This window comes from Pseudomonas sp. S2_F03 (assembly GCF_054668335.1).
Window position 1 is genome coordinate 2,157,221 of record NZ_CP162759.1, and the last position, 26,408, is coordinate 2,183,628.

The window sequence follows — 26,408 nt, forward strand, 5'->3', positions numbered from 1 at the left end:
GGCTAAATACGACCTTGAACGCACCCATAGAACCGCATCGTTTCATCCTCGAGCCCTTTGAGGCTCGCCGCTTCGCCAATCTGTGCGGGCAATTCGACGAGCATTTGCGCTTGATCGAACAGCGCCTGACCATCGAGATCCGCAATCGCGGAAACCAGTTCGAATTGATCGGCGAGCCCAAACACACCACCTCCGCGGAAAACCTCCTGCGCCGCCTGTACCGGGAAACCAAAGGTACCGAGCTGTCGCCGGACATGGTTCACCTGTTCCTGCAGGAATCGGCCGTCGAAGAGCTGGATAACCACTCCCCTGCCGAACCCTCCGTCGCACTGCGCACCAAAAAAGGCATGATTCGCCCTCGTGGCTTGAATCAAGTGCGCTATGTGAAAGAAATTCTCGGTAACGACATCAATTTCGGCATTGGCCCTGCCGGTACCGGCAAGACCTACCTGGCCGTTGCCTGCGCGGTAGACGCGCTGGAGCGTGAACAGATTCGCCGCATCCTGCTGGTGCGCCCGGCGGTTGAAGCGGGCGAAAAGCTTGGCTTCCTGCCCGGCGACTTGTCGCAGAAGATCGACCCGTACCTGCGCCCGCTCTATGACGCGCTCTACGAAATGCTCGGCTTCGAACACGTCGCCAAGCTGATCGAACGCCAGGTCATCGAAGTTGCGCCGCTGGCTTACATGCGCGGTCGCACGCTGAACAACAGTTTCATCATCCTCGACGAAAGCCAGAACACCACCGTCGAGCAGATGAAGATGTTCCTGACCCGTATCGGCTTTGGGTCCACCGCGGTCATCACCGGTGACATCACCCAGGTCGACTTGCCGAAAGGCACCAAGTCCGGGCTGCACCATGTGATCGAGGTGCTCAAAGACGTGCCGGGCATCAGCTTCACCCATTTCATGCCCAAGGACGTTGTGCGCCATCCACTGGTGCAGCGCATCGTCGAAGCCTACGAGCGCTTCGAAAATCGCGTGACCGAAGAAGCCCCGAAGGACAACCGCCGCGATGCTTGAGCTTGATCTGCAACTAGCGACACAAGCCTCCACCCCCAGCGAAGCCGAGTTCCGCCAATGGTGCGAACTGGCCCTGCGCCAGCGCACTGCCGATTCGGAAATGACCATTCGCCTGGTCGATGAAGAAGAAGGCCGCGAACTGAATCACACCTGGCGGCAAAAGGATTACGCCACCAACGTGCTGTCGTTCCCCGCCGATGTGCCCGACGAGTTTCTGGACATCCCGTTGCTGGGCGATCTGGTGATCTGCGTGGCCGTGGTCGAGCGCGAAGCCGCCGAGCAAGGCAAGGCACTCAAGGCCCATTGGGCACATCTGGTCATTCACGGCTGCTTGCATCTGCTGGGTTACGACCATATAGATGACGACGAAGCCGAAGAAATGGAAGCACTGGAACGAACGTTGCTTGCAGAGTTGGGCTATCCCGACCCGTATGCGGACGACGAAACCGAAACATCCCCTATCGTTACAACAAAGGATTCAGAGTAATCGCTATGAGCGAAGATCGATCGAGCAACGGGCAGAAGTCTTGGCTGGGTAAGCTCACCCAGGCTTTTGCCCACGAGCCGAAAAACCGTCAGGAGCTGCTGGAGCTCCTGCGCGATGCACACCAGAACAAGTTGCTGGACAGCGAAGCGCTGGCCATCGTCGAAGGCGCCATCCAGGTTGCGGACCTGCAAGTACGGGACATCATGGTCCCGCGCTCGCAAATGGTCAGCATCAAGGCGACCCAGACACCTCGCGAGTTCCTGCCTGCCGTGGTTGACTCGGCCCACTCCCGCTACCCGGTGATCGGCGAAAGCCACGATGACGTGATGGGCGTGTTGCTGGCCAAGGACTTGCTGCCATTGATCCTCAGGGAGAACGGCGACAGCTTCAACATCAAGGACCTGCTGCGCCCGGCCACCTTCGTGCCCGAGTCCAAGCGCCTTAACGTGCTGCTGCGTGAGTTTCGTGCCAACCACAACCACATGGCCATCGTCATCGACGAATACGGCGGTGTGGCTGGCCTGGTGACCATCGAAGACGTGCTGGAGCAAATTGTCGGCGACATCGAGGACGAGCACGACGTCGAAGAAGACAGCTACATCAAGCCGCTGCCCAGCGGTGACTTCCTGATCAAGGCCCTGACACCGATCGAGAACTTCAACGAGTTCTTCGACAGTGAATTCTCCGACGATGAGTTTGATACCGTCGGTGGTTTGGTGATGAGCGCGTTCGGGCACTTGCCAAAGCGCAACGAAATCACTGAAATCGGCCCTTATCGTTTCCGCATCCTGAACGCCGACAGCCGTCGAATTCACTTGCTGCGCCTGACTCCAATTGCCCGTTAAGGACTGACATGCTCCGCGTAACCCGCCCCGGCTGGCCCGGTAACCTGCTGGCCGTGGCGGCCGGTGCACTCACCACCCTGGCGCTGGCGCCGTTCGACATCTGGCCATTGGCGTTGCTGGCAGTCGGTTTCTTCTATGCCGGTTTACGGGAACTGAACCCTCGTCAGGCGCTGGGCCGTGGCTGGTGTTTCGGTTTCGGCCTGTTTGGCGCCGGTACCAGCTGGATCTACTACAGCATTCACAACTTCGGCGGCGCTTCGGTATTGCTGGCCGGCTTGCTGATGCTGGCGTTCACCGCGGCGATTGCCTGGTTCTTTGCCCTGCCTGCCTGGATCTGGGCGCGCTGGCTGCGTCGCAACGAAGCGCCGCTGGCCGATGCCTTGGCCTTTGCGGCGTTGTGGGTCGGTCAGGAAGCGTTTCGCGGCTGGTTCCTCACCGGTTTCCCGTGGCTTTACTCCGGTTACAGCCAGCTCAATGGCCCGTTGGCCGGGCTCGCGCCACTGGGCGGGATGTGGCTGGTGTCGTTCACCCTTGCGTTGACGGCGGCACTGATTTACAACGCCTCGCGCCTGATCAAGACGGGTCGCAAAGGCTTCATCGCAGCCGGTGTGTTGCTGTTGATCGGCCCTTGGGCTGTCGGCATTGCGCTCAAAGGTCACGCCTGGACCAGCCCATCCGGTCCGGCGCTGAGCGTTGCGGCGATTCAAGGCAATATCGAACAAAGCATGAAGTGGGACCCGGCGCAGCTTAACGCGCAACTGGAGCTGTACCGTGACATGAGCTTTACCTCCAAACGCGTCGACCTGCTGATCTGGCCGGAAACCGCCGTTCCGGTGCTCAAGTCATCCGCCGAAGGCTACCTGAACATGATGGGCAGTTTCGCCGCCGATCGTAAATCCGCGCTGATTACCGGAGTACCGGTGCGCATGGAAGTACGCCATGAGAAGCGCTTCTTCAACGGCATCACCGTGGTTGGCGAAGGTGATGGCACCTACCTCAAGCAAAAACTGGTGCCGTTCGGCGAATACGTGCCGTTGCAGGATGTGCTGCGCGGGCTGATCGCGTTCTTCGACCTGCCTATGTCCGATTTCGCCCGAGGCCCCTCCGATCAGCCGATGCTGCAGGCCAAGGGTTATCAGATTGCGCCGTTCATCTGCTACGAAGTGGTCTACCCGGAATTCGCCGCCAGCCTCGCGGCTCGCAGCGATTTGTTGCTGACCATCAGCAATGACACCTGGTTCGGCACCTCCATCGGCCCGCTGCAACATTTGCAGATGGCGCAGATGCGCGCGCTTGAGGCGGGCCGCTGGATGATCCGCGCCACCAACAATGGCGTGTCCGGCCTGATCAACCCGTTTGGCCAGATTACTGCGCAGATCCCGCAGTTCGAACGCGGCATCCTGTACGGCGAAGTCGTGCCGATGCACAACCTGACGCCTTACCTGCAATGGCGCTCGTGGCCGCTGATCATTGTTTGCGTGCTGTTGTTTGGCTGGGCGCTGGTTGCCAGCCGGATGGCGAAAACCGTTTAAGTATTGCGGCGCCTGAAAAATTCGCAGCCTCGTTTCACTCGACAGCTCCTACAGAGTACGCAATCCCCTGTAGGAGCTGTCGAGTGAAACGAGGCTGCGATCTTTGATCTTCAGCGGTAGAACATCGAATACCCGACCTGCCCCACCGCCTCGTTCAGCAATTGACCGGATTGCCAGATCGACTTGAATTCCGGCATCCAGCCACCCAGCGGTCGCGCATTGTCCACGCCTAAAAAGCCCACCGGCGCGGGCACCACTTCAAATCCTGCCTTCTGGAAACTCCAGACAGATCGCGGCATGTGCCAGGCATGAGTCACGACCACCACCCGCTTGATCCCTTGGGGCAATAACACCTCGGCACTGAACTGCGCGTTCTCCCACGTCGTGCGGCTGCGTCCTTCCTGCCAGCGTACCGTCACGCCGAAATCATCCAGCAGCGAGTCCGCCATCAACTTCGCTTCAGTCGGCGGCGTACCGTAGTGCAGGCCACCACTGGTCAGAATCGGCAAGCCGGACGCCTTGGCCAGCCGCGCGGCATAACGCTCACGCTCGAGGCCAATGCCGGTTGGCTGGTCGGTCCCCCAGGCAATATCGCCACGTTCACGTCCAGAGCCCAACACCACAATCGCGTCCGCGCGCTGCGCCAGGGTCGCCCATTCGTCGAACGCCAACGGTGGGTTTCGCTCCAGCGCCCTGGCACTCCACTCCACCATCACCGGCAAGCTCATCAACCAGAAGCCGCCGGCCCCCAATACGAAGCAGGCAGCCGCAAGCCTTGGCCTTGAGCGGCGCAACCACCACGCAAGAACCAGCAACAGCAAAAGAATGCCGGGAGGCAACAAAAGTTGTTTCACAAAATAACGAAAAGGCATCGAGCATCTCCTGAGATGCCCGAAGCCTAAGTGGGTTGACGCAATGCGACAAGAAATGCGCGAAGACTATGCTTTAAAAACCACGTTTCATGGCGTGGAGCCGTTACTTGAATTGCAGGGACCGGGCCTTTACCGCGTCCTTGCCCGGGACTTTATCCTTGAGCCAGATGATTTTGGCCGAACGTGGTGCATCGAGTTGCTTCACTGCTGCTGACAAGCATCCGTGTGTTTCACGTTCACTGCGATCCAGATAGGCTTTGACCAATTCAAACTCTGCGGGGCTAAGGCCGCGCAATTCCAGCTCCAAGGGACGCTCATCGCGCAGCCGGCCAGCAGTTTTTGCAGCGTCCAGGGCCATTCCCAGACGATCGATCAGTCGTTCGTACAACTCCGGTTTTGTGACTTTTTGCTGTGACTCAACCATCCCTCACCTCATTGGAAGATAAGACCTACTCCCCATTTAGAGCTTAGCTTCCATGGACAAACCGGCTGAACGCCGCGACCAACGGCCCTCGCAGCTGTTTTTGAAGGACGCACGGCAGTAATCAGGGTTTCCCTCGGTAGAGCGCGGTCATGTATGCTACGGCGCTTCCTGTAACTCCACTTCCAGCTCGTCTGGGCACCGAAACGCCGATTTGGCGTGTTCACCGTCCAGCGTTGCATTGAAGAGGATTAGGCCACCCCTATTCAGTTCAAAAGTAGCCATGCACGAACAATATCAGCCCCGTGAAATCGAAGCCGCCGCCCAGTCATTCTGGGACGAGCAAAAGTCCTTTGAAGTCAGTGAACAGCCAGGCAAGGAGACTTTCTACTGCCTGTCGATGTTCCCTTACCCCAGCGGCAAACTACACATGGGGCACGTGCGCAACTACACCATCGGCGACGTGATCTCCCGCTACCAGCGCATGCAAGGCAAAAACGTTCTGCAACCCATGGGTTGGGACGCCTTCGGCATGCCGGCGGAAAACGCCGCGATGAAGAACAACGTAGCGCCCGCCAAGTGGACCTACGAAAACATCGCCTACATGAAAAACCAGCTGCGCAGCCTGGGCCTGGCAGTGGACTGGTCGCGCGAAGTGACCACCTGCAAGCCTGATTACTACCGCTGGGAACAATGGCTGTTCACTCGTCTGTTCGAAAAAGGCGTGATTTACAAGAAAAGCGGCACCGTGAACTGGGACCCGGTCGACCAGACCGTTCTGGCCAACGAGCAGGTGATCGACGGTCGCGGCTGGCGTTCCGGCGCGCTGATCGAAAAGCGCGAAATCCCGATGTACTACTTCAAGATCACCGCTTACGCGGATGAGCTGCTGGAAAGCCTCGACGACCTTCCGGGCTGGCCTGAACAGGTCAAGACCATGCAGCGCAACTGGATCGGCAAATCGCGCGGCATGGAAGTGCAGTTCCCGTACAACGTCGATTCCATCGGTGAAACCGGCGCGCTGAAAGTCTTCACCACCCGTCCGGACACCCTGATGGGCGCGACTTACGTTGCCGTGGCTGCCGAACACCACCTGGCGACCCTGGCCGCACAGAACAACCCTGAGCTGCAAGCGTTCATCGCTGAATGCAAGGGCGGCAGCGTGGCTGAAGCCGACGTCGCCACTCAAGAGAAAAAAGGCCTGCCGACCTCGCTTTTCGTCGAGCACCCGCTGACCGGTGAAAAACTGCCGGTGTGGGTCGCCAACTATGTGTTGATGCATTACGGCGATGGCGCGGTCATGGCTGTGCCGGCCCACGACGAACGTGATTTCGAGTTCGCTACCAAGTACAACCTGCCGATCAAGTCCGTGGTGCGCACAAGCTCTGGCGACACCCACCCTGCCCCATGGCAAGACGCCTATGGCGAGCACGGCACGCTGATCAACTCCGGTGAGTTCGACGGTCTGGACTTCGCAGGCGCCTTCGATGCCATCGAAGTGGCGCTGATCAAGAAAAGCCTCGGCGCCTCGCGCACTCAGTTCCGCCTGCGCGACTGGGGCATCAGCCGCCAGCGCTACTGGGGCTGCCCGATCCCGATCATCCACTGCAACAGCTGTGGTGATGTGCCGGTTCCGGAAGACCAGTTGCCTGTAGTACTGCCGGAAGACGTCGTGCCGGACGGCGCAGGTTCGCCACTGGCGCGCATGCCCGAGTTCTACGAGTGCAGCTGCCCGAAATGCGGCCAGCCTGCCAAGCGTGAGACCGACACCATGGACACCTTCGTCGAGTCTTCGTGGTACTACGCCCGCTACGCCTCGCCACACTATGAAGGTGGCCTGGTAGAAAAAACCGCGGCTGACCACTGGCTGCCGGTGGATCAGTACATCGGCGGTATAGAACACGCGATTCTTCACCTGCTCTACGCACGCTTCTTCCACAAGCTGATGCGCGACGAAGGCCTGGTGAGCTCCAACGAGCCGTTCAAGAACCTGCTGACCCAGGGCATGGTGATCGCCGAGACTTACTATCGTCGCGAAGCCAACGGCGCTTACACCTGGTTCAACCCGGCGGACGTCGAACTTGAGCGTGACAGCAAGGCCAAGGTTATCAGCGCCAAGTTGAAAGCTGACGGCTTCCCGGTGGAAATCGGCGGCACCGAGAAGATGGCCAAGTCGAAGAACAACGGCGTCGACCCACAGTCGATGATCGACCAGTTCGGCGCAGATACCTGCCGCCTGTTCATGATGTTCGCCTCGCCACCCGACATGAGTGCGGAATGGTCTGACTCCGGCGTCGAAGGCTCGCACCGATTCCTCAAGCGCGTCTGGCGCCTGGCTCAAGCGCACGTCACTCAGGGCCAGCCGGGCAAGCTGGACATCGCCGGCCTGAACGACGAGCAGAAAGCCGTTCGCCGCTCGATCCACCTGGCTATCAAGCAAGCGAGCCAGGACGTCGGCCAGAATCACAAATTCAACACCGCCATCGCCCAAGTGATGACGCTGATGAACGTGCTGGAAAAGGCTGCACAAACCACCGAACAGGATCGCGCACTGATTCACGAAGGTCTGGAAACCGTGACGCTGCTGCTGGCTCCAATCACGCCGCACATCAGCCACGAGCTGTGGAGTCAACTGGGCCACGCTGCCCCTGTGATCGACGCCGGTTGGCCGGTGGTGGATGACAGCGCGTTGGTACAAGACAGCTTGCAACTGGTGATTCAGGTCAACGGCAAGCTGCGCGGCCACATCGAAATGCCGGCCAGCGCCAGCCGCGAAGACGTCGAAGCCGCTGCACGGGCCAATGAAAACGTGCTGCGTTTTGTCGACGGCCTGACTATTCGCAAAGTGATCGTCGTGCCCGGGAAACTGGTCAATATCGTCGCCAGCTAATTGGAACAGGCGCCGGGCCAAGCCCGACGCCGAGTAAAACCTTTCGGGCCGTTTGACCGGCCCACATGGTTTCAAGGGGAGCAACAAAATGATCAAACGCAATCTGCTGGTGATGGGCCTTGCGGTCCTGTTGAGCGCCTGCGGTTTTCAGCTGCGCGGCACCGGCACCACCGAACTGGCGATCAAGGAGCTCGACGTGAGCGCCCGCAATGCCTACGGCCCAACCGTGGTGCAACTGCGTCAGATGCTGGAAAGCAGCGGGGTCAAAGTCTTCACCGGCGCGCCTTACAAACTGGTGCTGACCGACGAGCAGGAAAGCCAGCGCATTCTCAGCTACGCAGGTGCCGGCCGTACTGGCGAGTATGAAATAACCACCGTCCTGAACTACGACATTCGTGGCGCACATGACCTGTCACTGCTGAGCGACAAAATCCAGGTGCAAAAGATCTTTTTGCACGACGGCAACAACCTGGTGGGTTCCGATCAGGAAGCCGCCTCAGCCCGTGTAGATACCCGCCGAGAACTGATTCAACGCATGATGCTGCGCCTGCAACAGATCTCGCCAACCCAGCTGGATCAGTTGCAACAGACTGCCGAAGCCAGGGCCAAGGCCGAAGCACAGGCACTGGAAGCCGCACAGAAGGCTGAAGCGGAAACTCCGCGTCAGTCGCCAATCGACATCCCGAAACAGTAAGACTTACGGGGCGCTCCGGCGCCCCGTTCGCACTCTCTTATGAAACTTGCCCCCGCCCAACTCGGTAAACACCTGCAAGGTGCCCTCGCGCCGGTCTACATCATCAGCGGCGATGACCCGCTCCTGTGTCAGGAGGCTGCCGACGCCATTCGTGCAGCCGCCCGCCAGCAAGGCTTTGACGAACGTCAGGTCTTTGCCGCCGACGCCAGTTTCGATTGGGGTACGTTGTTGCAAGCCGGTGCAAGCATGTCGCTGTTTGCCGAAAAACGTTTGCTGGAACTGCGCCTGCCCTCCGGAAAACCCGGCGACAAGGGCGCCGCCGCGTTCATCGAGTACTGCTCTCGCCCGGCCGAAGACACCATTTTGCTGATCAGCCTGCCCAAGCTCGATGGCAGTGCTCAGAAGACCAAGTGGGGCAAGGCGCTGATCGAAGGCCAGCACACGCAGTTCGTGCAAATCTGGCCGGTGGATGCCAATCAGTTGCCGAGCTGGATCCGCCAGCGCCTGTCTCAGGCCGGGTTGTCGGCCAGCCAGGACGCAGTCGAATTGATTGCCGCGCGCGTCGAGGGCAACCTGCTTGCCGCCGCGCAGGAAATCGAAAAGCTGAAATTGATGGCCGAAGGTGGGCAAATTACCGTCGAAACCGTACAGGCTGCCGTGGCCGACAGTGCGCGGTTCGACGTATTCGGCCTGACCGACGCGATCCTCAACGGCGAAGCGGCCCACGCCCTGCGCATGCTCGAAGGGCTGCGCGGTGAGGGTGTCGAACCTCCGGTGATCCTCTGGGCGCTGGCCCGGGAACTGCGCCTGCTGGCTAACCTGTCACTGCAATACAGCCAGGGTGTGCCACTGGACAAAGCCTTCAGCCAGGCTCGACCGCCCGTCTGGGACAAACGCAGACCGCTGATGAGCAAGGCCCTGCAACGCTATTCGGCGCAACGCTGGGCGCAGCTGCTGCTGGAGGCCCAGCGCATCGATGCGCAAATCAAAGGCCAAGCAGCGGGTTCGCCATGGATGAGCCTCAGTCGATTGTCACTGCTGATGGCCGGCCAACGCCTGACCTTACCCGCCGAATAAACACGCCCTTGTAGCAGCTGGCGAAGCCTGCGTCCGGCTGCGCAGCAGTCGTAAACTCTGAATCCACTATCATCCTGAAGAAACTCATTGCTTGATTTGGCGACTGCTGCGCAGCCGGACGCAGGCTTCGCCAGCTGCTACAAATACGGTCGGCGAAAGGTCCTACAGAATTTGTGGACTAGACAGAACCCCAACTTCGGCCGATGATTTGCCCCGCAAAACCCACTCACTTGCGAGAAATCATCATGAGCAAAAAGCCATCAAAGCATGGCCCCAACAAGGCCAAATCCATCATCGCCCAGCCACTGTTCCGCAGCCGTCAGGAACGAGCCGGCAAGGGCAAAGGCAGCTACCGCCGCGAAGCCTTCCAGTCTAATAGCTGGGAGGCTTCTTACTTTCTGGCTGCTTAAAGCAGAACACCCCTTCTACATGTTAAGGTCTGCACCTGAATCGATTGCCCTGGACCTGTGCATGCCCCTTTGTCTTTCCCGTCGTTGGCCCGTTCGCCAATTGATCGCTGCCTCCAGCCTCATTTTGCTTGTCGCCTGCGCGGAAAAACCAACCGCCGCCGACGCCCAGCCGCTGCAAAACCAGCCCGTCGCAACAGCCCCTGCGGTCATTCCGCCCGTGCTGCCGACCGGTGAAAACCTCGATATCCAGCCCACCCAGACGTTCGCCGAATGGCAAGCGGGTTTCCGCAAGGATGCACTGGCCGCCGGTATCCGCGCCGATCTGTTCGACCGCGCCTTTGCCAATGTCAGCTTCGACCCGAGCGTGATCCGGGCCGACCGCAGCCAACCGGAGTTTTCCCGCCCGGTATGGGAATACCTCGACGGCGCCCTTTCTCCGCTGCGAGTACGTAAAGGCCAAGCGCTGATCAGCGAAAACGCGGCCATCCTGCAAAGCATCGAACAGCGCTATGGCGTCGACCGCCAGGCACTGGTGTCGGTGTGGGGCATGGAGAGTAACTTCGGTCAGTTCCAGGGCAGCAAGTCGGTCATCAACTCCCTGGCGACGCTGGCGTATGAAGGCCGACGCCCAGGCTTTGCCCACGATCAACTGATCGCCGCCCTGCAAATCCTGCAACAGGGCGATATAACCCCCGAGAAAATGCTCGGTTCCTGGGCCGGCGCCATGGGTCAGACCCAGTTCATCCCGACGACTTACAACACCCACGCGGTCGACTTCGATGGTGACGGGCGCCGTGACATCTGGAACAGCCCCGCCGACGCCCTCGCCTCGACCGCGCATTACCTGCAAAGCTCCGGCTGGCAGAAAGGCCAGCCATGGGGCTTCGAAGTGCAACTGCCAGGCAGTTTCAACTACGTTCTGGCCGATGGCACGATTCGCAAAAGTGTCGCCGAGTGGATGCAACTGGGGGTTTCGCTGCCCGCTGGCGCTCGGGTCCCGCCAGGATCTGAACACCTTTCTGCGGCCCTGCTGCTGCCGGCCGGTTATCGTGGCCCGGCATTTCTGGTGCTCGACAACTTCCGCGCGATTCTCAAGTACAACAACTCGTCGTCCTATGCGTTGGCGGTGAGTCTGTTGTCCGAACGCTTCAATGGTGCGGGGCTGATCAGCGGCACTTGGCCGAAAGATGATTTGCCGTTGAGCCGTACCGAGCGCATGGAGCTGCAAAGCCTGTTGAGTGCCCAGAACTACGATGCGGGCACCCCGGATGGCATTATCGGCGCAAACACCCGCAAAGCGATCCGCAGTGCACAGCAGTCGTTTGGCTGGCCGGCGGATGGGTATCCGACGCACAAGTTGCTGGAAGGACTGCGTAACCGCTAGTCAGCCGTATGGCGACTGCCGCCTTCGCGAGCAAGCTCGCTTGTATGTTTAGACTTGAAGGGGTGGGCGGGACTAAAAGCTCGATTCCGACTCTAGCCAGTACGGACCGTGGGAGACTTCTCGTCCCGCCCCTTCTACCCGAAGCGCCGATAAGGAATTCATCGGTAAAACCGACGATAGAGGCAAGCCAGCGCAAGGGTAAACCCCGACAAGCCCTTAAACCCTAGCTCCGAGGATTCGTCATGACAATCCTTACCTCGCCAACGGTAATCGGTATCGATGTAGCCAAGGCCGAAATCGTCGCTTACCGCGAAGACATGCAAACCACTCAACACATCAACAACGACCGAGAGACTCTTGGGCGTTGGCTCAAAGCTCTGCCTGCGCAAAGCTCAATTGCTTTGGAAGCCACCAGCATTTACCACTTGGACACGGTCGAACTGGCCCATGAAATGGGACACCGGGTTTACGTTGTGGATGCTTATCGTCTGAGCCACTACCGCGAAAGCATTGGCCAACGGGCGAAAACCGACCCTTGTGATGCGCGCCTGCTCGCGCGTTACCTGTCTAGCGAGCAGGATCGACTGCGCCTCTGGAGTCCACCTCCGCAGGCCTACAAGGTGTTGAAAAGTCTGCTTCATAGACGCGCAGAGCTTATCAATGTGCGTGTGGGCATGACGCTGAGTTGGTCAGGTGAGCCGCTTCTGAAGGATGAATTGGCCCGGCAATTGAAGTCCTTCAAACAAGCGGAGCAAGCCATCCAGAAATTACTGCACAAAGTCAGCAAAAAGGCAGGCATCACCGAAAACATCAAGCGCTGCAAAGCCATTGAGGGGATCGGTGAGCTTACGGCTATGGGCTTGGCGACCGCATTCATGCGCGGTCACTTCGCCAACGGCGATGCATTCATTGCTTTTTTGGGGATGGACTTGCGAGCAAAGGATTCAGGCAAGAAGAACAGCCCTCGCCACCTGTCCAAAAAAGGCGATACGGAGCTGCGGCGCCTGGCTCACAACGCGGCGATGGCGGCTTGTCGGTCTGCCACCTGGAAACCGTACTATGAGTCCTATCTCGTCAGAGGCTTGGCAAAAACCCAAGCCCTGGTGATCCTCGCCCGCAAGCTATGCCGGGTGGCATTCGCTCTCATGAAAAACCAGAGCGAATACCAGCCAAATTTAAGGCTGCAGGGTTCCCCTGCAACATAGAATCTCCCACATTGGATTTGTGAACGACACAAAACCTGTGGGAGCGAGCTTGCTCGCGATGACTGACCATCAGGCGACGAAACTCTAGCGCCTGACCACCACATCCTGCTCCAACACCAACACCCTGTTCCCCGCATCCAGCTTGACCAACGCCCCCATCGGCAGCGTCAGGTTCGGGTCGCAATGCCCACTGCGCCATCCGGCCAGCACGGGTATCCGCAACGGCTCGAACGTCTGCTTGAGCAACCGCTCCAGCGCCGCCGGCTCGACCCCCGCGATATCTCCCACCAGCACCCCGCGCAGCTTGCCCAGCGTTCCGGCCAGACGCAGATGGGTCAGTAACCGGTCGATGCGATACAGCGGCTCGTTGATGTCCTCGATCAACAGGATGACGCCCTCGGCCTCCAGCTCGTAAGGCGTGCCCATGGTCGCGGCGATCATCGACAGGTTGCCTCCCAGCAAGCGCCCATGCGCGATGCCGGGCTCGATAGTGGTCAACGGGTAAGCCGCCGGATGAGCCAACACGCTGCCGGCCTTCACCTGCCCACGGAGCATGTTGAAAAACGAAGACTCGGTCGGTTTTTGCTTGTCGCCCAACAGGTCGGCATTGAGCAGCGGGCCATGAAAGGTCACGAAACCGGCATAACGGCTGATCGCCACGTGCAGCGCCGTGATGTCGCTGTAGCCGATGAACGGCTTGGCGTTGTTTTGCAGCAGTTCGAAATCTATGCGGTCGAGCAAACGCGGTGTGCCGTAACCACCCCGCAGGCAGATGATCGCGTCGACCTCGGTGTCGGCGAATGCCGCGTGCAAATCATTGAGCCGCACTTCGTCACTGCCGGCCAGGTAACCGTCCTTTTCATACACCCCGGGATACACCCGCAACGCATAACCGCGAGCGTGCATCCAGGCAATGGCTTTGTCAGTGTCCAGCCCGGCGGGACCTGCTGGTGCAATGACGCCGATCAGCCCTTGCGACGGCAACGCCGGAACAGGTTTATGCGGATACAGCGTATGGGTCGGTCGAATGGTCATCCATGAATCTCCCTGCGTGAAAACTTCAGCACACAGTAGTCAGGTACGGGGACAAACAGAAGAGGGGTCGTCACCCGCAGAGTGCAAAGAAAAAAGCGCTGGCCGGCGCAGGCAAGGCAAAAAAACGCCCGCAAGGCGTTGAAACCTTGCGGGCGCTTTATGTTTAACGGCCGATCAGGACGACATCAGCTCGGCTTTAACCAGCTTCGCCTGCTCGTCGGCGTGGTACGACGAACGTACCAGCGGGCCGGAAGCGACGTTCTTGAAGCCCATCTTGTAACCTTCCTCGGCGAACCAGGCGAAAGTGTCCGGGTGCACGAAACGCTGCACCGGCAAGTGGCTGCGAGACGGTTGCAGGTATTGACCCAGTGTCAGCATGTCGATGTCGTGCTCGCGCATGCGCTCCATGACTTCGATGACTTCTTCGTCGGTTTCGCCCAGGCCCAGCATCAAACCGGACTTGGTTGGAATGTGCGGCATCATTTGCTTGAAACGCTGCAGCAGGGTCAGCGACCACTGGTAATCCGAACCCGGACGCGCAGCCTTGTACAGACGCGGCACGGTTTCCAGGTTGTGGTTGAACACATCCGGTGGCTCGGCCGCAGTGATTTCCAGCGCCACGTCCATACGGCCACGGTAATCCGGGACCAGGGTTTCGAGCTGCACGTTCGGCGACAGCTTGCGGATCTCGCGGATGCAGTCGGCGAAGTGCTGGGCACCGCCGTCACGCAGGTCGTCGCGGTCAACCGAGGTGATCACCACGTACTTGAGTTTCAGGTCGGCGATGGCGATGGCCAGGCTTTCCGGCTCGTTCACGTCCAGTGGTTTCGGACGGCCGTGGCCGACGTCGCAGAACGGGCAGCGACGGGTGCAGATGTCGCCCATGATCATGAACGTCGCGGTACCGCCGGAGAAGCACTCGCCCAGGTTCGGGCAGGACGCTTCTTCGCACACGCTGTGCAGTTTGTGTTTACGCAACAGGGCCTTGATGCGGTCGACTTCCGGGGAAACCGGGATGCGTACGCGAATCCAGTCGGGTTTCTTTGGCAGTTCGGTGGTCGGAATGATCTTCACCGGGATACGTGCAACCTTCTCGGCGCCGCGCAGCTTGACGCCGGCTTCAACCTTGGCACGCGGGGCCGGACGCTCAGTGACATCAAGCGTCGGGATCATGGTTTGCACTGCATCAGTAGTCATATCAGTCGATTCCGCCCGTTAGGGTCGTCTGCTCAGCATAGTCGAGGTGTTTGACGAGCTGCGCGCGCAGCCGGGCACTTACCTCGGCAAATTCAATCGATCCTGCGTGATCGCTCAGCTGGGTCATCGCCAGCCCGGCGTAGCCGCAGGGATTAATCCGTCGAAACGGTTCCAGGTTCATGTCCACGTTCAGGGCCAGGCCATGAAAGGAACAACCGTGGCGGATCCGTAGACCCAGAGATGCGATTTTCGCCCCGTTGACGTAGACACCCGGTGCGTCCGGCTTGGCGGCGGCAGTAACGCCGTAGCTGGCCAGTAACTCGATCAGGCATTGCTCCATGCGGCTGACCAAGTCACGCACGCCAAACCCCAGCTTGCGTACGTCCAGTAGCAGATAGGCCACCAGTTGGCCAGGGCCGTGATAGGTCACCTGACCGCCCCTATCGACCTGCACCACCGGAATATCCCCGGGAAGCAGCAGATGCTCGGCCTTGCCAGCCTGCCCCTGGGTGAACACCGGCGGGTGCTCGACCAGCCAGATCTCGTCGGCGGCATCGGTACCGCGTTCGTTGGTGAAGCGTTGCATGGCATGCCAGACCGGCTCGTAAGCCATCTGGCCGAGCTCACGAAAGCCCAGCGTGCCAGACATCACAGCACCATGTGCACGAAGCCGGTCGCCCGCAGATAGCTGTTGATGTTGTACAGCTGGTCCTGGTCGGTCGCGACGATGTGCAACTGAATGGTGGTGTATTTGCCGTTGCTGCTTTGACGCTCATCGACACGCTCATCGTTGATGGTCGCGTATTTCTTGACGATTTCGATGATCTTGTCTTTGTTGCCGACGCCCGTATCGCAGATCACCTTAACCGGATAATCAACTTGGGGAAATTCGATCTTTGGTGCCTTTACTTCGGTATCGGTCATGGCGTAACGGCCTCGTAAGCGTAAGCCGTGGCGACAGCAAAACCCCGCGCCGGATCAGCACGGGGCCTTGCAGGAGCACACTATCAGTTGAACATGCTGTAGAAGAATAGACGGATGCTATCCCACATGCGGCGGAAGATACCACCCTCCTCGACCGCGTCCAGAGCGATCAGATCGGCGCTGTGCACCACCTTGTCGTCCAGTTTCACTTCGACTTTACCGATCACGTCGCCCTTGGCGATTGGCGCAACCAGTTGCGGGTTCATGGTCATGCTGGCAGCAAGCTTTTTCAGCTGGCCTTTTGGCAGGGTCATGGTCAGGTCTTCAGCCAGACCGGCCTTGACTTGATTGGTCGCGCCTTTCCAGACAGGGGCCTGAGCCAGCTCGGCGCCTTTCTGATAGAAGGTCTGGGTTTCGAAGAAGCGGAAACCGTAAGTCAGCAGCTTCTGGGTTTCGGCGGCACGAGCCACTTCGCTGTTGGTGCCGAACACCACCGCGATCAGGCGCATGCCATCACGTACGGCCGAAGACACCATGCAGTAGCCGGCTTCATCGGTGTGGCCGGTTTTCAGACCGTCGACGGTCTTGTCGCGCCACAGCAGCAGGTTGCGGTTAGGTTGCTTGATGCCGTTCCAGAAGAACTCCTTCTGCGAGTAGATCGCGTAGTGAGCCGGGTCTTCGTGAATGATTGCGCGAGCCAGCACCGCCATGTCGTGAGCGGACGAGTAGTGCTCAGGGTTCGGCAGACCGGTCGGGTTCATGAAGTGGGTGTTGGTCATGCCCAGGTCGGCCACGGTTTTGTTCATCACGTCAGCGAATGCGTCTTCGCTGCCGGCGATGTGCTCGGAGAGCGCAACACTGGCGTCGTTACCCGACTGAATGATGATGCCGTGCAGCAGGTCGCTGACGGTGACCTGCGAACCCACCTTGATGAACATCCGCGAACCGCCGGTACGCCAGGCGTTTTCGCTGACGGTCACCGGGTCGTTTTCGCCGATCTGGCCACGACGGATTTCCAGGGTCGCGATGTACGCGGTCATCAGCTTGGTCAGGCTGGCCGGTGGCAGACGCTGGTCACCGTTGTTCTCGACCAGCACGTTGCCGCTGCTGGCATCCATGAGCACATAGGCCTTGGCGGCCAGTTGTGGTGGCGACGGCATCACCTCGACCGCGAAAGCGGCAGGTGAGAGAAGCAGCGGGACTAGCAGGAACAGGCGTTTGGCAAAGGTGGTGATGTTCATCCGTCTCTCGAAATCGCTAATGGAAACTTGCCCAGGGGCAAAACTAATCAAATAACCTTCTAACGGGTTATCGCGTGTTCAGTTGCTCACTCTGTAACCCTTGCCGGGCTTTTGTTCTGTATCGAGCCAACAACCTGGTTCACCCCCCAAAACCGCAGATGAACCGTCAATCAAGTCCTACGTTTACTCTGTTACCACACTTGGCGAACCGAGGTTGGCCATGCGCACACTGTTCTGCACTTGCTGGATTTCACCCGGAGAACCGATCGGCCCCAGGCGCACCCGATGCAGTGTCTGTTGGTTGCGCACGATCGAGCTGATGAACACCGGGGCGCTCACCATCCCGCTGAGCTTCGATCTCAGGAGTTCTGCAGCGTCCGGGTTGGCGAACGCGCCCACCTGCAGATACTGGCCAGAGGCTGGTACAGAAGCGTTTTTTTGCATCAAGCTGAACGGGCACGACGGCCGCGGCGTGCTGCTGAGGCGGTGGCGTCCATTGCTCCACGGTGCCGGCCGAGGCCGTAATCACCGGGGCGCTATTTTGCGCGACTTTAGGTTCGTTGAGCATCAAAGGCGCCGGACGGCCCTTTTGTGCCCACCACTGTTGCGGGTCGATGCCCTCGACCTTGACCCGCGCAGTGCCGATCTCGGCATAACCGAGCTTTTTGGCCGCGGCATAGGACAAGTCGATGATGCGGTCCGAGTAGAACGGCCCACGGTCGTTGACCCGCAGGATCACGCTCTTGTTGTTGTCCAGGTTGGTCACCCGAACGTAACTCGGCAGTGGCAATGTCTTGTGTGCGGCACTCATGCCGTACAGGTCGTAGACCTCGCCATTGGCGGTGTTCTGGCCGTGAAACTTGGTGCCATACCAGGACGCCGTGCCCGAGGCGACGTATGTCTTGGATTCTTGCAACGGGAAATAGGTCTTGCCCAGCACCGTATAGGGGTTGGCCTTATAAGGGCCGGTGTGCAGGGTCGGCGTGGCATCCGGAATGCGCGATACGTCGACATCCCACCACGGCGCGCCATCTTTGTGGGCGCGATTGATGTCCAGCCCCGGCGTCGAGCGCACGGCAGTGGACGACGTTTTTTGAGCCGGTGCGCGACTGGTCGAGCAACTGGCGAGCAACACCGCCAATGCGGCGAAAGCCATGAGCTTGAGGGGTTTATCCATAGGCGATGCCCGCATTACTTGACGCCCCGTGCTTGGACCAGTTGCTCAGACAGTTGATGTACGGCCATGGCGTACATCACGCTGCGGTTATAACGCGTGATTGCGTAAAAATTCTTCAGGCCCATCCAGTACTCGGGGCCATTGTCACCTTCAAGGCGGAAAGCCGTGACCGGCATATCATCGCGCAGCGCATCATGACTTGACCACCCTAGAGCCCGCAACTCCCCTGCGGTTTTAGTCGGCTCGATGCCCGTGGTCAAACCTTCGTCCACCTGCTCGCCTCGTACATCGGCGCGGCTGACCACCGGTTCGCCGGCAACCCAGCCGTGAAGCTTGAAGTAACTGGCGACGCTACCAATGGCATCGTCCGGATTGGTCCAGATATTAATGTGACCATCACCGTCGAAATCCACCGCATACGCGCGAAAACTGCTCGGCATGAACTGCGGCAAGCCCATGGCGCCTGCGTAGGAACCTTTGAGGGTCAACGGATCGACCTGTTCTTCCCGGGCCAGCAGCAAGAACTCACGCAATTCCTTGCGGAAGAATTCGGCACGGGGAGGATAGTCGAAACCCAATGTCGATAACGCGTCGATCACCCGGTAATTACCGGTATTACGGCCGAAAAAGGTTTCAACTCCGATGATCGAGACAATCACCTGGGCCGGCACACCATATTCCTGCTCGGCACGCGCCAGCACTGCTTCGTGCTGACGCCAGAAGTCCACACCACGGGCAATGCGCGCGTCGGTGATGAACATTGGACGGTATTCGTTCCATTGCTTGACCCGTTCGGCGGGCTTGGAGATCGCATCCAGGATCGACTGCTTGCGTTCGGCTTCGCGGAACACGCCCATCAGCTGTTCGCCAGCGAAACCGTAGTCGCGGGTCATTTCACCGACGAATTCGGCCACCTGGGGTGAACCTTCGTAATCGCCGGCCAACGCGTCCTGCGTTATGCCAAGGATGCTTACCAGGCCGACCCATGGCGCGTATCGAGTCGCCCAGCCACGCATTACTTGCATTGAAATCTTCACCTTATTCAAACCTGTGCGATCCACTTACGATGGGTATGGATCGACATCAAAACCCCAAACGCTGACAGCAGCGTCACCAGCGAAGTTCCTCCGTAGCTAATGAACGGCAACGGCACCCCCACCACCGGCAACAGGCCACTGACCATACCGATGTTGACGAAAACATAAACAAAAAACGTCATGGTCAAACTGCCCGCAAGCAATTTGCCGAACAATGTCTGGGCCTGGGCGGTGATCACCAACCCGCGACCGATCAGCAGCAGGTAAATCAGCAGCAGCGCACAAATGCCGACCAGCCCGAACTCTTCACCCATGACCGCAATGATGAAGTCGGTGTGGCTTTCCGGCAGGAAGTCCAGGTGCGACTGGGTGCCCAGCAGCCAGCCCTTGCCAAACACGCCACCGGAACCGATGGCAGCTTTGGACTGAATGATGTTCCAGCCAGTGCCCAGCGGATCGCTCTCCGGGTCAAGGAAGGTCAGGATTCGCTGCTTCTGGTAGTCGTGCATGATGAAAAACCACATCGCCACGGCCACCGGCACGGCCGCCGCCAGCACGCTGATGATCCAGCGCCATTTCAAACCACCCATAAACAGAACGAACGCACCGCCTGCCAGGATCAGCAGCGAGGTACCAAGGTCCGGCTGACGCACGATCAGGATGAACGGCAAGCCAATCAGAAACAGACTGACCGCTACGTGCTTGAGCTGCGGCGGCAAGGTGCGCTTGGACAAATACCAGGCGATGGTGGCCGGCATCAGGATTTTCATGAATTCCGACGGCTGGAAACGAATCACGCCGGGGATGTTGATCCAGCGCGTAGCCCCCATGGCGTTATGGCCCATGACGTCCACCACCACCAGCAAGAGCACGCCCAGCACATAACCGACCGGCACCCAACGCGCCATGAAACGCGGTTCGAACTGCGCGATGACGATCATCGACACCAGGCCGATGCCGAATGAAGTGGCTTGCTTGGCCAGCAGGTCCCAGCTTTTTCCGCTGGCCGAATACAGGACGAACAGGCTGCCGGCGGCGAGGGTCAGCAGCAGAATCAACAACGGGCCATCGATGTGCAGGCGCTGCAACAGCGTCGCACGGCGACGCATCACATCCTCGCTGGAGAGCATGCGGTCGAAATTATTCTTCACGGGCCGTAGCCTCCGCACTGATAGGGCTGGCGTACTCGGCTTTCAGATGGCCGTCCTGGTCCAGGAGCCAGGCATCCATGACTTGACGCACTACAGGCGCGGCGACCCCGGAACCGGACTCGCCGTTCTCGACCATGACCGACACCACGATTTGCGGGTTGTCGGCCGGCGCAAAGCCGACAAACAAGGCGTGGTCACGGTGGCGTTCTTGCACTTTGGAGCGGTCGTACTTCTCGCCCTGCTTGATCGCGACCACCTGGGCCGTACCACTTTTGCCGGCGATCCGGTATTGCGCGCCGATCGAGGCCTTGCGCGCCGTACCGCGAGCGCCGTGCATCACTTGCTGCATACCGTGGTTGACCTTGGTCCAGTCGGACGGATCGCGCAGGACGATGTCCGGCATCGGGTTTTCATCCTTGGGCTTCACGCCCTCAACCGTCTTGGCCAGGTGCGGCCGGTTCCACACGCCTTTGTTGGCCACCAGCGCAGTGGCCTGGGCCAGCTGCAATGGCGTGGATTGCATGTAGCCCTGCCCGATCCCCAGAATCAGGGTTTCACCCGGGAACCACGCCTGGCGCCGGGTCGCACGTTTCCATTCACGGGACGGCATCAGGCCCGGCGACTCTTCGAACATGTCCAGCGAGACCTTTTGGCCAATGCCGAATTTGCCCAGGTACGACGACAACCGGTCGATCCCCAGCTTGTGGGCCAGATCATAGAAGTAGGTGTCGTTGGACCGCATGATTGCCGTGTCCAGATCCACGTAACCATCACCCGTACGGTTCCAGTTACGGTATTTGTGATCGTAGTTGGGCAGCATGTAATAACCGGGGTCGAAGACTCGGGTCGAAGCGGTGACCACCCCCGAATCCAGACCGGCAATCGCCACTGCCGGCTTGATGGTCGAACCCGGCGGGTACAGGCCGCGCAACACGCGGTTGAACAGCGGCCGGTCGATGGAGTCGCGCAGCTCGGAATAGGCCTTGGAGCTGATGCCGGTGACGAACAGGTTCGGATCGAAACTCGGCTGACTGACCATCGCCAGCACTTCACCGGTTTTCGGGTCCAGTGCCACGACGGCACCACGACGTCCGCCAAGTGCGGTCTCGGCGGCTTCCTGCAATTTGATGTCCAGGCTCAGGACGATGTCCTTGCCAGGAATCGGATCGGTACGCTTGAGCACGCGCAATACGCGGCCCCGAGCGTTGGTTTCGACTTCCTCGTAACCGACCTGACCGTGCAGTTCGGGTTCGTAGAAGCGTTCGATGCCGGTTTTGCCAATTTGATGGGTGCCGCTGTAACTCACCGGATCCAGAGACTTGAGCTCTTTCTCGTTGATCCGCCCCATATAACCTACCGAGTGCGCAAAATGCGCACCCTGCGGATAGTGACGAACCAGCTGCGCGACCACTTCCACGCCCGGCAGACGGAACTGATTCACCGCGATACGGGCGATCTGTTCTTCGGTCAGCTCGAACAGGATCGGTACTGGCTCGAACGGCCGGCGCCCTTGCCGCATGCGCTTCTCGAAGATCACCCGATCCTCTGGAGTCAACTCCAGCACCTGGACGATCACGTCGAGCACTTGTTGCCATTCACCAGAGCGTTCGCGGGTCATGCTCAGGCTGAAGCTGGGCCGGTTGTCGGCGATTACCACGCCATTGCGGTCGAAGATCAACCCGCGCGTGGGCGGAATCGGCTGCACATGGACGCGGTTGTTTTCCGAGAGGGTCGAGTGGTACTCGTACTGGATCACCTGAAGGAAATACAGCCGCGCAATCAGTACGCAGATCAGCGTTACGACCGCAATTGCCCCGAACACGACGCGACCACGCACCAGACGGGCGTCTTTTTCGTGGTCCTTGATGCGAATCGGCTGAGACATGAGGGCAGAACTACTTGTGGTATGGGTGGCCGGACAGGACTGTCCAGGCACGGTACAGCTGTTCGCCGATCAGAATTCGCACCAATGGGTGCGGCAACGTCAACGGCGACAATGACCAGCGCTGATCGGCTCGGGCACAGACTTCCGGCGCCAGCCCTTCGGGGCCGCCGACCATGAAGTTGACCGTGCGCGAGTCCAGGCGCCAGCGATCGAGTTCGACCGCCAGCTGCTCAGTGCTCCAGGGTTTGCCGTGGACTTCGAGAGTGACAATACGCTCGTTCGGCCCGACTTTGGCCAGCATGGCTTCGCCTTCCTGACGGATGAAGCGCGCCACGTCGGCGTTCTTGCCACGGGTATTGAGCGGTATTTCCACCAGTTCCAGCGCCAGCTCGGACGGAAGACGCTTGGCATATTCATGCCAGCCTTCTTCCACCCACTTGGGCATCCGTGAACCGACGGCGATCAGTCGCAGTCGCACAGCGGGCCCTTATTGCTGGTCTTTGTTGAGCTTGATGAAATGCTCGTGGGTGTTTTCCGGGCTGTGGTGAGCCGCGTTCAGAGCACGGCTCTGTTCTGCGCCGGACCACAGACGCTCCAGGTCGTAGAACTGGCGAGCCGAGGCGGTCATCATGTGAACGATGACATCGTCCATGTCCAGCAGGACCCAGTCGCTGTCACCCTTGCCTTCTTCACCCAGCGGCTTGACGCCCTGAGCCTTGACCGCTTCGCGGACCTTGTCCAGCATCGCGCCGATCTGGCGGTTGGAGGTACCGGTAGCGATGATCATGAAGTCAGTGATGCTCTGCTTTTCACGAACGTCGATCACCTGAATGTCCTGGGCCTTGACGTCTTCCAGGGCCGCTACGGCAACCTTGACCAGCTCTTCGCCAGCGAGTGGTGCGCCGGTTGGAACTACTTCTGGCAGCGGGGCGCTCTTGAATGTGCCTTTGCGCTTTACTTTAGCTACGTCTTTGTCAGTCATATAAAACTCGTTTTGCTCGTATGTTCGGGGGCTTCGATACACGTGGTCACGTGCCTTGAAGCGCGCCTCTTTTCAGTTCGACGCACGGTAAAGTCCGTGCGCATCGATGTAGGCCAGGACCGCGTCGGGCACCAGGAAACGTACCGACTTACCGCTGGCCAGCAGTTGACGGATCTGGGTGGCGGATACCGCGAGCGGTGTCTGCCAGACGAATGCAATCTGTCCGCTCGGCCCATTGAGGGCCAGCGGGTCGCTCACCGAGCGCGCTGCCAGCAGGTTGCGCAAGGCATCCGGCGGTTCGCTGTCGGCATCCGGGCGTTGCAGCACCAGGATGTGGCAATGCTGGAGCAACTCTTCCCAGCGGTGCCAAGTGGGCAGGCCGCAAAATGCGTCCCAGCCCAGAAGTAGAAATACCTGGTCCCGCGCGGCCAGTTCGGCACGCATCAATTCCAGGGTATCGATAGTGTAGGACGGTTTGTCCCGCTGCAATTCGCGGGCGTCCACCACCAACGGCGCCACACCGGCCACCGCGCACTCGACCATCGCCAGACGGTCTTTTGCCGACACTTGCGGCGTATCACGATGCGGAGGCCTGGCACTGGGTGTCAGACGCAACTCATCGAGCGCCAGCGACTCGGCGACTTCCAGCGCACTGCGCAAATGGCCGATGTGCACCGGGTCGAACGTGCCGCCCAGCATGCCAATGCGCCGAGGTTGAGGCGTGTCGGCGGTGGCTGGGGTTGTCGGGGCGAGGTCGCTCAAGTCAGACCGACGCCTGGCCGCGCAACTGGCCATCACCGACCACGATGTACTTCTCGCACGTCAAACCTTCGAGGCCCACCGGGCCGCGGGCGTGCAGCTTATCAGTAGAAATGCCAATCTCGGCACCCAATCCGTATTCAAAGCCATCGGCGAAGCATGTCGGCGTGTTGATCATGACCGACGATGAATCGACTTGTGCCACAAAACGCCGGGTATCAGCGAGGTTTTCGCTGACGATCGAGTCGGTGTGATGGGAGCCGTACCGATTGATGTGGTCGATGGCCTGATCGAGGCCGTCGACCACGCGGATCGACAGAATCGGTGCCAGGTATTCGGTGGTCCAGTCGTCTTCGGTCGCCGCCGCAGCATCGATAATCGCCCGCGTGCGCTCGCAACCGCGCAGCTCGACGCCTTTTTCGCGGAACTGGGCAGCCATCGATGGCAGGAAATCTTTGGCAACGCTTTGATCGACCAATAGCGTTTCCATCGCGCCGCAAATGCCATAACGGTAGGTCTTGGCGTTGAACGCAATGCGCTGGGCTTTCGCCAGATCAGCGTGAGGGCTGACGTAGACGTGGCAAATACCATCCAGGTGCTTGATGACAGGCACGCGGGCGTCACGACTGACGCGCTCGATCAGGCCACGGCCACCACGGGGCACGATGACATCGACGTATTCCGGCATGGTAATCAGCGCGCCAACGGCGGCACGATCGGTGGTTTCGACCACTTGCACCACAGCGCCAGGCAGTTCGGCTTCAGCCAAGCCGCGCTGGATGCAGGCGGCGATGGCGCGATTGGAGTGGATCGCCTCGGAACCGCCACGCAGGATGGTTGCATTGCCGGATTTGAGGCACAGGCTGGCGGCATCGATGGTCACGTTGGGACGGGATTCGTAGATGATCCCGATCACGCCCAGCGGCACGCGCATTTTTCCAACCTGGATGCCCGACGGACGGAAACTCATGTCGCGGATCGCGCCTACCGGGTCCGGCAATGCAGCTACCTGGCGCAAACCGACGATCATGCCGTCGATGCGTTCCGGGGTCAGCGCCAGACGCTCCAGCAGGGCCGGCTCAAGACCATTGGCCCGACCAGCGGCCAAATCCAGTTCATTGGCCGCCGTCAACTCGGCGCGCGCAGCGTCCAGCGCATCAGCGGCGGCTTGCAAGGCGCGGTTTTTCTGCGCGGTGCTGGCACAGCCGATGACGCGAGCGGCTTCGCGAGCAGCGCGGCCCAGGCGGGTCATGTAGTCAAGAACGGACTCAGTCATGGTCTGGAGTGGTCTTTGCTAAGGTCTTGGTAAAGAGTAAAGCGGCAGATTATAGCTGTCGCGTCCCCCGACTAACAGCGGTGACGGGCGGATGGTCGAAATCAAGAGCAATTTGCCGACGTTCAGCCGTGATTAAGCTGCAAATTGTTATCATCACCGCTCTATCAGCCCTGATAAACGCCGTTCATCATGTCCAACCTGACTGTTCGAGCGTCCGCTGCGAGCCGGCCCATCGGGCTCCCGGATGCGTTTTTCGACCGCGACGCGCAAACGCTGGCCCAGGATCTACTCGGTAAAGTCATCCGTCATCGAGTCGGCGACCTGTGGCTCAGCGCCCGAATTATCGAAACCGAAGCCTATTACTTTGAAGAAAAAGGCAGTCACGCCTCCCTCGGCTACACAGAAAAGCGTAAGGCTTTGTTTCTGGATGGCGGCCACATCTATATGTATTACGCCCGTGGCGGCGATTCCCTGAACTTCAGCGCCCAAGGCCCCGGCAACGCGGTGCTGATCAAATCGGCCTATCCATGGGTCGATGAATTGAGCGGGCCGGCGAGTCTGGCGCAAATGCTGCTGAACAACCCCGATACTCAGGGCCGCCCTCGCCCCTCGCAAAAGCTGTGTGCCGGGCAAACATTGCTCTGCAAGTCACTGGGTTTGAAGGTGCCGGTCTGGGACGCCAAGCGCTTCGACCACGACGTGCTGCTGGTCGAAGACATCGGCCCGGCGCCCACCCACATCATCCAGACTACGCGCCTGGGCATCCCTCATGGGCGTGATGAGCATTTGATGTACCGCTTTGTCGACGCGGCTTACGCGCCGTATTGCACTCGCAACCCCCTGCGCCGGGGACAGGTCGAAGGTCGCGATTATTTTTTGCTGCCATGACAGTAGCGAAATCTTGATGC

The 26,408-nt window shown here is 59.7% G+C and carries 25 protein-coding genes and 1 pseudogene; 11 read left to right on the top strand and 15 right to left on the bottom strand.

Features of this window, described 5'->3' with window-relative positions:
• Positions 1 to 14 precede the first annotated feature (14 nt).
• From AB4N76_RS10215 to lnt, 4 genes are read left to right on the top strand one after another with little or no spacing between them, the layout of a single operon-like run.
• Complete coding sequence (locus tag AB4N76_RS10215; protein ID WP_046028708.1) at positions 15 to 1,019, top strand: PhoH family protein; 1,005 nt, start codon at positions 15 to 17, stop codon at positions 1,017 to 1,019.
• Complete coding sequence (ybeY, locus tag AB4N76_RS10220; RefSeq protein ID WP_046028709.1) at positions 1,012 to 1,506, top strand: rRNA maturation RNase YbeY; 495 nt, start codon at positions 1,012 to 1,014, stop codon at positions 1,504 to 1,506. Before AB4N76_RS10215 ends, ybeY begins: the two co-directional genes overlap by 8 nt.
• A 5-nt stretch (positions 1,507 to 1,511) precedes the next feature.
• Entirely contained in the window at positions 1,512 to 2,351 is an 840-nt protein-coding gene (locus AB4N76_RS10225) for an HlyC/CorC family transporter (protein WP_046028710.1), read from the top strand.
• Positions 2,352 to 2,359: 8 nt separating this feature from the next.
• Positions 2,360 to 3,883: an apolipoprotein N-acyltransferase gene (lnt, locus tag AB4N76_RS10230; RefSeq protein WP_046028711.1), complete on the top strand. Its 1,524-nt coding sequence runs from the start codon at positions 2,360 to 2,362 to the stop codon at positions 3,881 to 3,883.
• A gap of 110 nt (positions 3,884 to 3,993) precedes the next feature.
• On the opposite strand, the gene AB4N76_RS10235 is transcribed toward lnt, so the two are convergent.
• Positions 3,994 to 4,755: a YdcF family protein gene (locus AB4N76_RS10235; RefSeq protein WP_046028712.1), complete on the bottom strand. Its 762-nt coding sequence runs from the start codon at positions 4,753 to 4,755 to the stop codon at positions 3,994 to 3,996.
• A 103-nt stretch (positions 4,756 to 4,858) separates the two neighbouring features.
• Positions 4,859 to 5,179 (bottom strand): hypothetical protein, encoded by a 321-nt coding sequence (locus AB4N76_RS10240; protein ID WP_046028713.1) that lies wholly within the window; start codon positions 5,177 to 5,179, stop codon positions 4,859 to 4,861.
• Between the two features lie 280 nt (positions 5,180 to 5,459).
• Here AB4N76_RS10240 and leuS point away from each other — a divergent pair, with 280 nt between their 5' ends.
• From leuS to AB4N76_RS10270, 6 genes are all read left to right on the top strand, one after another.
• Positions 5,460 to 8,066 (top strand): leucine--tRNA ligase, encoded by a 2,607-nt coding sequence (gene leuS, locus AB4N76_RS10245; protein WP_460164435.1) that lies wholly within the window; start codon positions 5,460 to 5,462, stop codon positions 8,064 to 8,066.
• An 88-nt stretch (positions 8,067 to 8,154) separates the two neighbouring features.
• Positions 8,155 to 8,760 carry an LPS-assembly lipoprotein LptE gene (locus tag AB4N76_RS10250; RefSeq protein ID WP_046028715.1) on the top strand — a complete coding sequence of 202 codons (606 nt, stop codon included), beginning with the start codon at positions 8,155 to 8,157 and terminating at the stop codon, positions 8,758 to 8,760.
• Between the two features lie 39 nt (positions 8,761 to 8,799).
• Positions 8,800 to 9,837 (top strand): DNA polymerase III subunit delta, encoded by a 1,038-nt coding sequence (gene holA, locus AB4N76_RS10255; protein ID WP_046028716.1) that lies wholly within the window; start codon positions 8,800 to 8,802, stop codon positions 9,835 to 9,837.
• A 245-nt stretch (positions 9,838 to 10,082) separates the two neighbouring features.
• Positions 10,083 to 10,247, top strand: coding sequence for an alternative ribosome rescue factor ArfA (gene arfA, locus AB4N76_RS10260; protein WP_003176285.1), 165 nt, complete (start codon positions 10,083 to 10,085; stop codon positions 10,245 to 10,247).
• Between the two features lie 61 nt (positions 10,248 to 10,308).
• Complete coding sequence (locus AB4N76_RS10265; protein ID WP_046028717.1) at positions 10,309 to 11,631, top strand: lytic murein transglycosylase; 1,323 nt, start codon at positions 10,309 to 10,311, stop codon at positions 11,629 to 11,631.
• A 242-nt stretch (positions 11,632 to 11,873) separates the two neighbouring features.
• Positions 11,874 to 12,836 carry an IS110 family transposase gene (locus tag AB4N76_RS10270; protein ID WP_046031124.1) on the top strand — a complete coding sequence of 321 codons (963 nt, stop codon included), beginning with the start codon at positions 11,874 to 11,876 and terminating at the stop codon, positions 12,834 to 12,836.
• 84 nt (positions 12,837 to 12,920) lie between these two features.
• Here AB4N76_RS10270 and AB4N76_RS10275 read toward each other — a convergent pair whose 3' ends face one another.
• The 13 genes and pseudogenes from AB4N76_RS10275 to AB4N76_RS10335 form a co-directional block, all read right to left on the bottom strand.
• A complete protein-coding gene (locus tag AB4N76_RS10275; protein ID WP_460164436.1) occupies positions 12,921 to 13,871 on the bottom strand; it encodes a S66 peptidase family protein in 951 nt (316 codons plus the stop codon).
• A 174-nt stretch (positions 13,872 to 14,045) separates the two neighbouring features.
• Positions 14,046 to 15,068, bottom strand: a complete 1,023-nt coding sequence (gene lipA / locus AB4N76_RS10280; protein WP_460164437.1) for a lipoyl synthase — start codon at positions 15,066 to 15,068, stop codon at positions 14,046 to 14,048.
• Between the two features lies 1 nt (position 15,069).
• Positions 15,070 to 15,717 carry a lipoyl(octanoyl) transferase LipB gene (gene lipB, locus AB4N76_RS10285; protein WP_046028719.1) on the bottom strand — a complete coding sequence of 216 codons (648 nt, stop codon included), beginning with the start codon at positions 15,715 to 15,717 and terminating at the stop codon, positions 15,070 to 15,072.
• Positions 15,717 to 15,992: a DUF493 domain-containing protein gene (locus AB4N76_RS10290; protein WP_046028720.1), complete on the bottom strand. Its 276-nt coding sequence runs from the start codon at positions 15,990 to 15,992 to the stop codon at positions 15,717 to 15,719. The genes lipB and AB4N76_RS10290 overlap by 1 nt, the downstream gene beginning before the upstream one ends.
• Positions 15,993 to 16,075: 83 nt before the next feature.
• Positions 16,076 to 17,233, bottom strand: coding sequence for a D-alanyl-D-alanine carboxypeptidase family protein (locus AB4N76_RS10295; protein ID WP_046028721.1), 1,158 nt, complete (start codon positions 17,231 to 17,233; stop codon positions 16,076 to 16,078).
• A 183-nt stretch (positions 17,234 to 17,416) separates the two neighbouring features.
• A pseudogene (locus tag AB4N76_RS10300) lies at positions 17,417 to 18,425 on the bottom strand (septal ring lytic transglycosylase RlpA family protein).
• Positions 18,425 to 19,435, bottom strand: coding sequence for a lytic murein transglycosylase B (gene mltB / locus AB4N76_RS10305; protein WP_046028723.1), 1,011 nt, complete (start codon positions 19,433 to 19,435; stop codon positions 18,425 to 18,427). The pseudogene AB4N76_RS10300 and the gene mltB overlap by 1 nt, the downstream one beginning before the upstream one ends.
• A 17-nt stretch (positions 19,436 to 19,452) precedes the next feature.
• Positions 19,453 to 20,556: a rod shape-determining protein RodA gene (rodA, locus tag AB4N76_RS10310; protein ID WP_046028876.1), complete on the bottom strand. Its 1,104-nt coding sequence runs from the start codon at positions 20,554 to 20,556 to the stop codon at positions 19,453 to 19,455.
• Positions 20,557 to 20,587: 31 nt separating this feature from the next.
• Positions 20,588 to 22,483, bottom strand: a complete 1,896-nt coding sequence (gene mrdA, locus AB4N76_RS10315; protein ID WP_046028724.1) for a penicillin-binding protein 2 — start codon at positions 22,481 to 22,483, stop codon at positions 20,588 to 20,590.
• A 10-nt stretch (positions 22,484 to 22,493) separates the two neighbouring features.
• Complete coding sequence (rlmH, locus tag AB4N76_RS10320) at positions 22,494 to 22,961, bottom strand: 23S rRNA (pseudouridine(1915)-N(3))-methyltransferase RlmH (protein WP_003185785.1); 468 nt, start codon at positions 22,959 to 22,961, stop codon at positions 22,494 to 22,496.
• A gap of 9 nt (positions 22,962 to 22,970) precedes the next feature.
• The gene (rsfS, locus tag AB4N76_RS10325; protein ID WP_046028725.1) at positions 22,971 to 23,465 is read right to left on the bottom strand and encodes a ribosome silencing factor; all 495 of its coding nucleotides are present in this window, start codon (positions 23,463 to 23,465) and stop codon (positions 22,971 to 22,973) included.
• Between the two features lie 72 nt (positions 23,466 to 23,537).
• On the bottom strand, positions 23,538 to 24,164 hold the full coding sequence (gene nadD / locus AB4N76_RS10330) for a nicotinate-nucleotide adenylyltransferase (RefSeq protein ID WP_185752259.1): 627 nt from the start codon (positions 24,162 to 24,164) through the stop codon (positions 23,538 to 23,540).
• A 64-nt stretch (positions 24,165 to 24,228) separates the two neighbouring features.
• The gene (locus AB4N76_RS10335; RefSeq protein ID WP_077431203.1) at positions 24,229 to 25,500 is read right to left on the bottom strand and encodes a glutamate-5-semialdehyde dehydrogenase; all 1,272 of its coding nucleotides are present in this window, start codon (positions 25,498 to 25,500) and stop codon (positions 24,229 to 24,231) included.
• A gap of 189 nt (positions 25,501 to 25,689) precedes the next feature.
• On the opposite strand from AB4N76_RS10335, the gene AB4N76_RS10340 reads away from it, so the two are divergent.
• A complete protein-coding gene (locus AB4N76_RS10340; RefSeq protein WP_046028729.1) occupies positions 25,690 to 26,388 on the top strand; it encodes a DNA-3-methyladenine glycosylase in 699 nt (232 codons plus the stop codon).
• Positions 26,389 to 26,408: the final 20 nt, after the last annotated feature.

Excerpts from the sequence above, each read along its gene's own strand:
- ybeY (WP_046028709.1), top strand. The coding sequence starts at position 1,012 with ATGCTTGAGCTTGATCTGCAACTAGCGACACAAGCCTCCACCCCCAGC.
- AB4N76_RS10225 (WP_046028710.1), top strand. The coding sequence starts at position 1,512 with ATGAGCGAAGATCGATCGAGCAACGGGCAGAAGTCTTGGCTGGGTAAG.
- lnt (WP_046028711.1), top strand. The coding sequence starts at position 2,360 with ATGCTCCGCGTAACCCGCCCCGGCTGGCCCGGTAACCTGCTGGCCGTG.
- AB4N76_RS10235 (WP_046028712.1), bottom strand. The coding sequence starts at position 4,755 with ATGCCTTTTCGTTATTTTGTGAAACAACTTTTGTTGCCTCCCGGCATT.
- AB4N76_RS10240 (WP_046028713.1), bottom strand. The coding sequence starts at position 5,179 with ATGGTTGAGTCACAGCAAAAAGTCACAAAACCGGAGTTGTACGAACGA.
- leuS (WP_460164435.1), top strand. The coding sequence starts at position 5,460 with ATGCACGAACAATATCAGCCCCGTGAAATCGAAGCCGCCGCCCAGTCA.
- AB4N76_RS10250 (WP_046028715.1), top strand. The coding sequence starts at position 8,155 with ATGATCAAACGCAATCTGCTGGTGATGGGCCTTGCGGTCCTGTTGAGC.
- holA (WP_046028716.1), top strand. The coding sequence starts at position 8,800 with ATGAAACTTGCCCCCGCCCAACTCGGTAAACACCTGCAAGGTGCCCTC.
- arfA (WP_003176285.1), top strand. The coding sequence starts at position 10,083 with ATGAGCAAAAAGCCATCAAAGCATGGCCCCAACAAGGCCAAATCCATC.
- AB4N76_RS10265 (WP_046028717.1), top strand. The coding sequence starts at position 10,309 with ATGCCCCTTTGTCTTTCCCGTCGTTGGCCCGTTCGCCAATTGATCGCT.
- AB4N76_RS10270 (WP_046031124.1), top strand. The coding sequence starts at position 11,874 with ATGACAATCCTTACCTCGCCAACGGTAATCGGTATCGATGTAGCCAAG.
- AB4N76_RS10275 (WP_460164436.1), bottom strand. The coding sequence starts at position 13,871 with ATGACCATTCGACCGACCCATACGCTGTATCCGCATAAACCTGTTCCG.
- lipA (WP_460164437.1), bottom strand. The coding sequence starts at position 15,068 with ATGACTACTGATGCAGTGCAAACCATGATCCCGACGCTTGATGTCACT.
- lipB (WP_046028719.1), bottom strand. The coding sequence starts at position 15,717 with ATGTCTGGCACGCTGGGCTTTCGTGAGCTCGGCCAGATGGCTTACGAG.
- AB4N76_RS10290 (WP_046028720.1), bottom strand. The coding sequence starts at position 15,992 with ATGACCGATACCGAAGTAAAGGCACCAAAGATCGAATTTCCCCAAGTT.
- AB4N76_RS10295 (WP_046028721.1), bottom strand. The coding sequence starts at position 17,233 with ATGAACATCACCACCTTTGCCAAACGCCTGTTCCTGCTAGTCCCGCTG.
- mltB (WP_046028723.1), bottom strand. The coding sequence starts at position 19,435 with ATGCAAGTAATGCGTGGCTGGGCGACTCGATACGCGCCATGGGTCGGC.
- rodA (WP_046028876.1), bottom strand. The coding sequence starts at position 20,556 with ATGCGTCGCCGTGCGACGCTGTTGCAGCGCCTGCACATCGATGGCCCG.
- mrdA (WP_046028724.1), bottom strand. The coding sequence starts at position 22,483 with ATGTCTCAGCCGATTCGCATCAAGGACCACGAAAAAGACGCCCGTCTG.
- rsfS (WP_046028725.1), bottom strand. The coding sequence starts at position 23,465 with ATGACTGACAAAGACGTAGCTAAAGTAAAGCGCAAAGGCACATTCAAG.
- nadD (WP_185752259.1), bottom strand. The coding sequence starts at position 24,164 with ATGCTGGGCGGCACGTTCGACCCGGTGCACATCGGCCATTTGCGCAGT.
- AB4N76_RS10335 (WP_077431203.1), bottom strand. The coding sequence starts at position 25,500 with ATGACTGAGTCCGTTCTTGACTACATGACCCGCCTGGGCCGCGCTGCT.
- AB4N76_RS10340 (WP_046028729.1), top strand. The coding sequence starts at position 25,690 with ATGTCCAACCTGACTGTTCGAGCGTCCGCTGCGAGCCGGCCCATCGGG.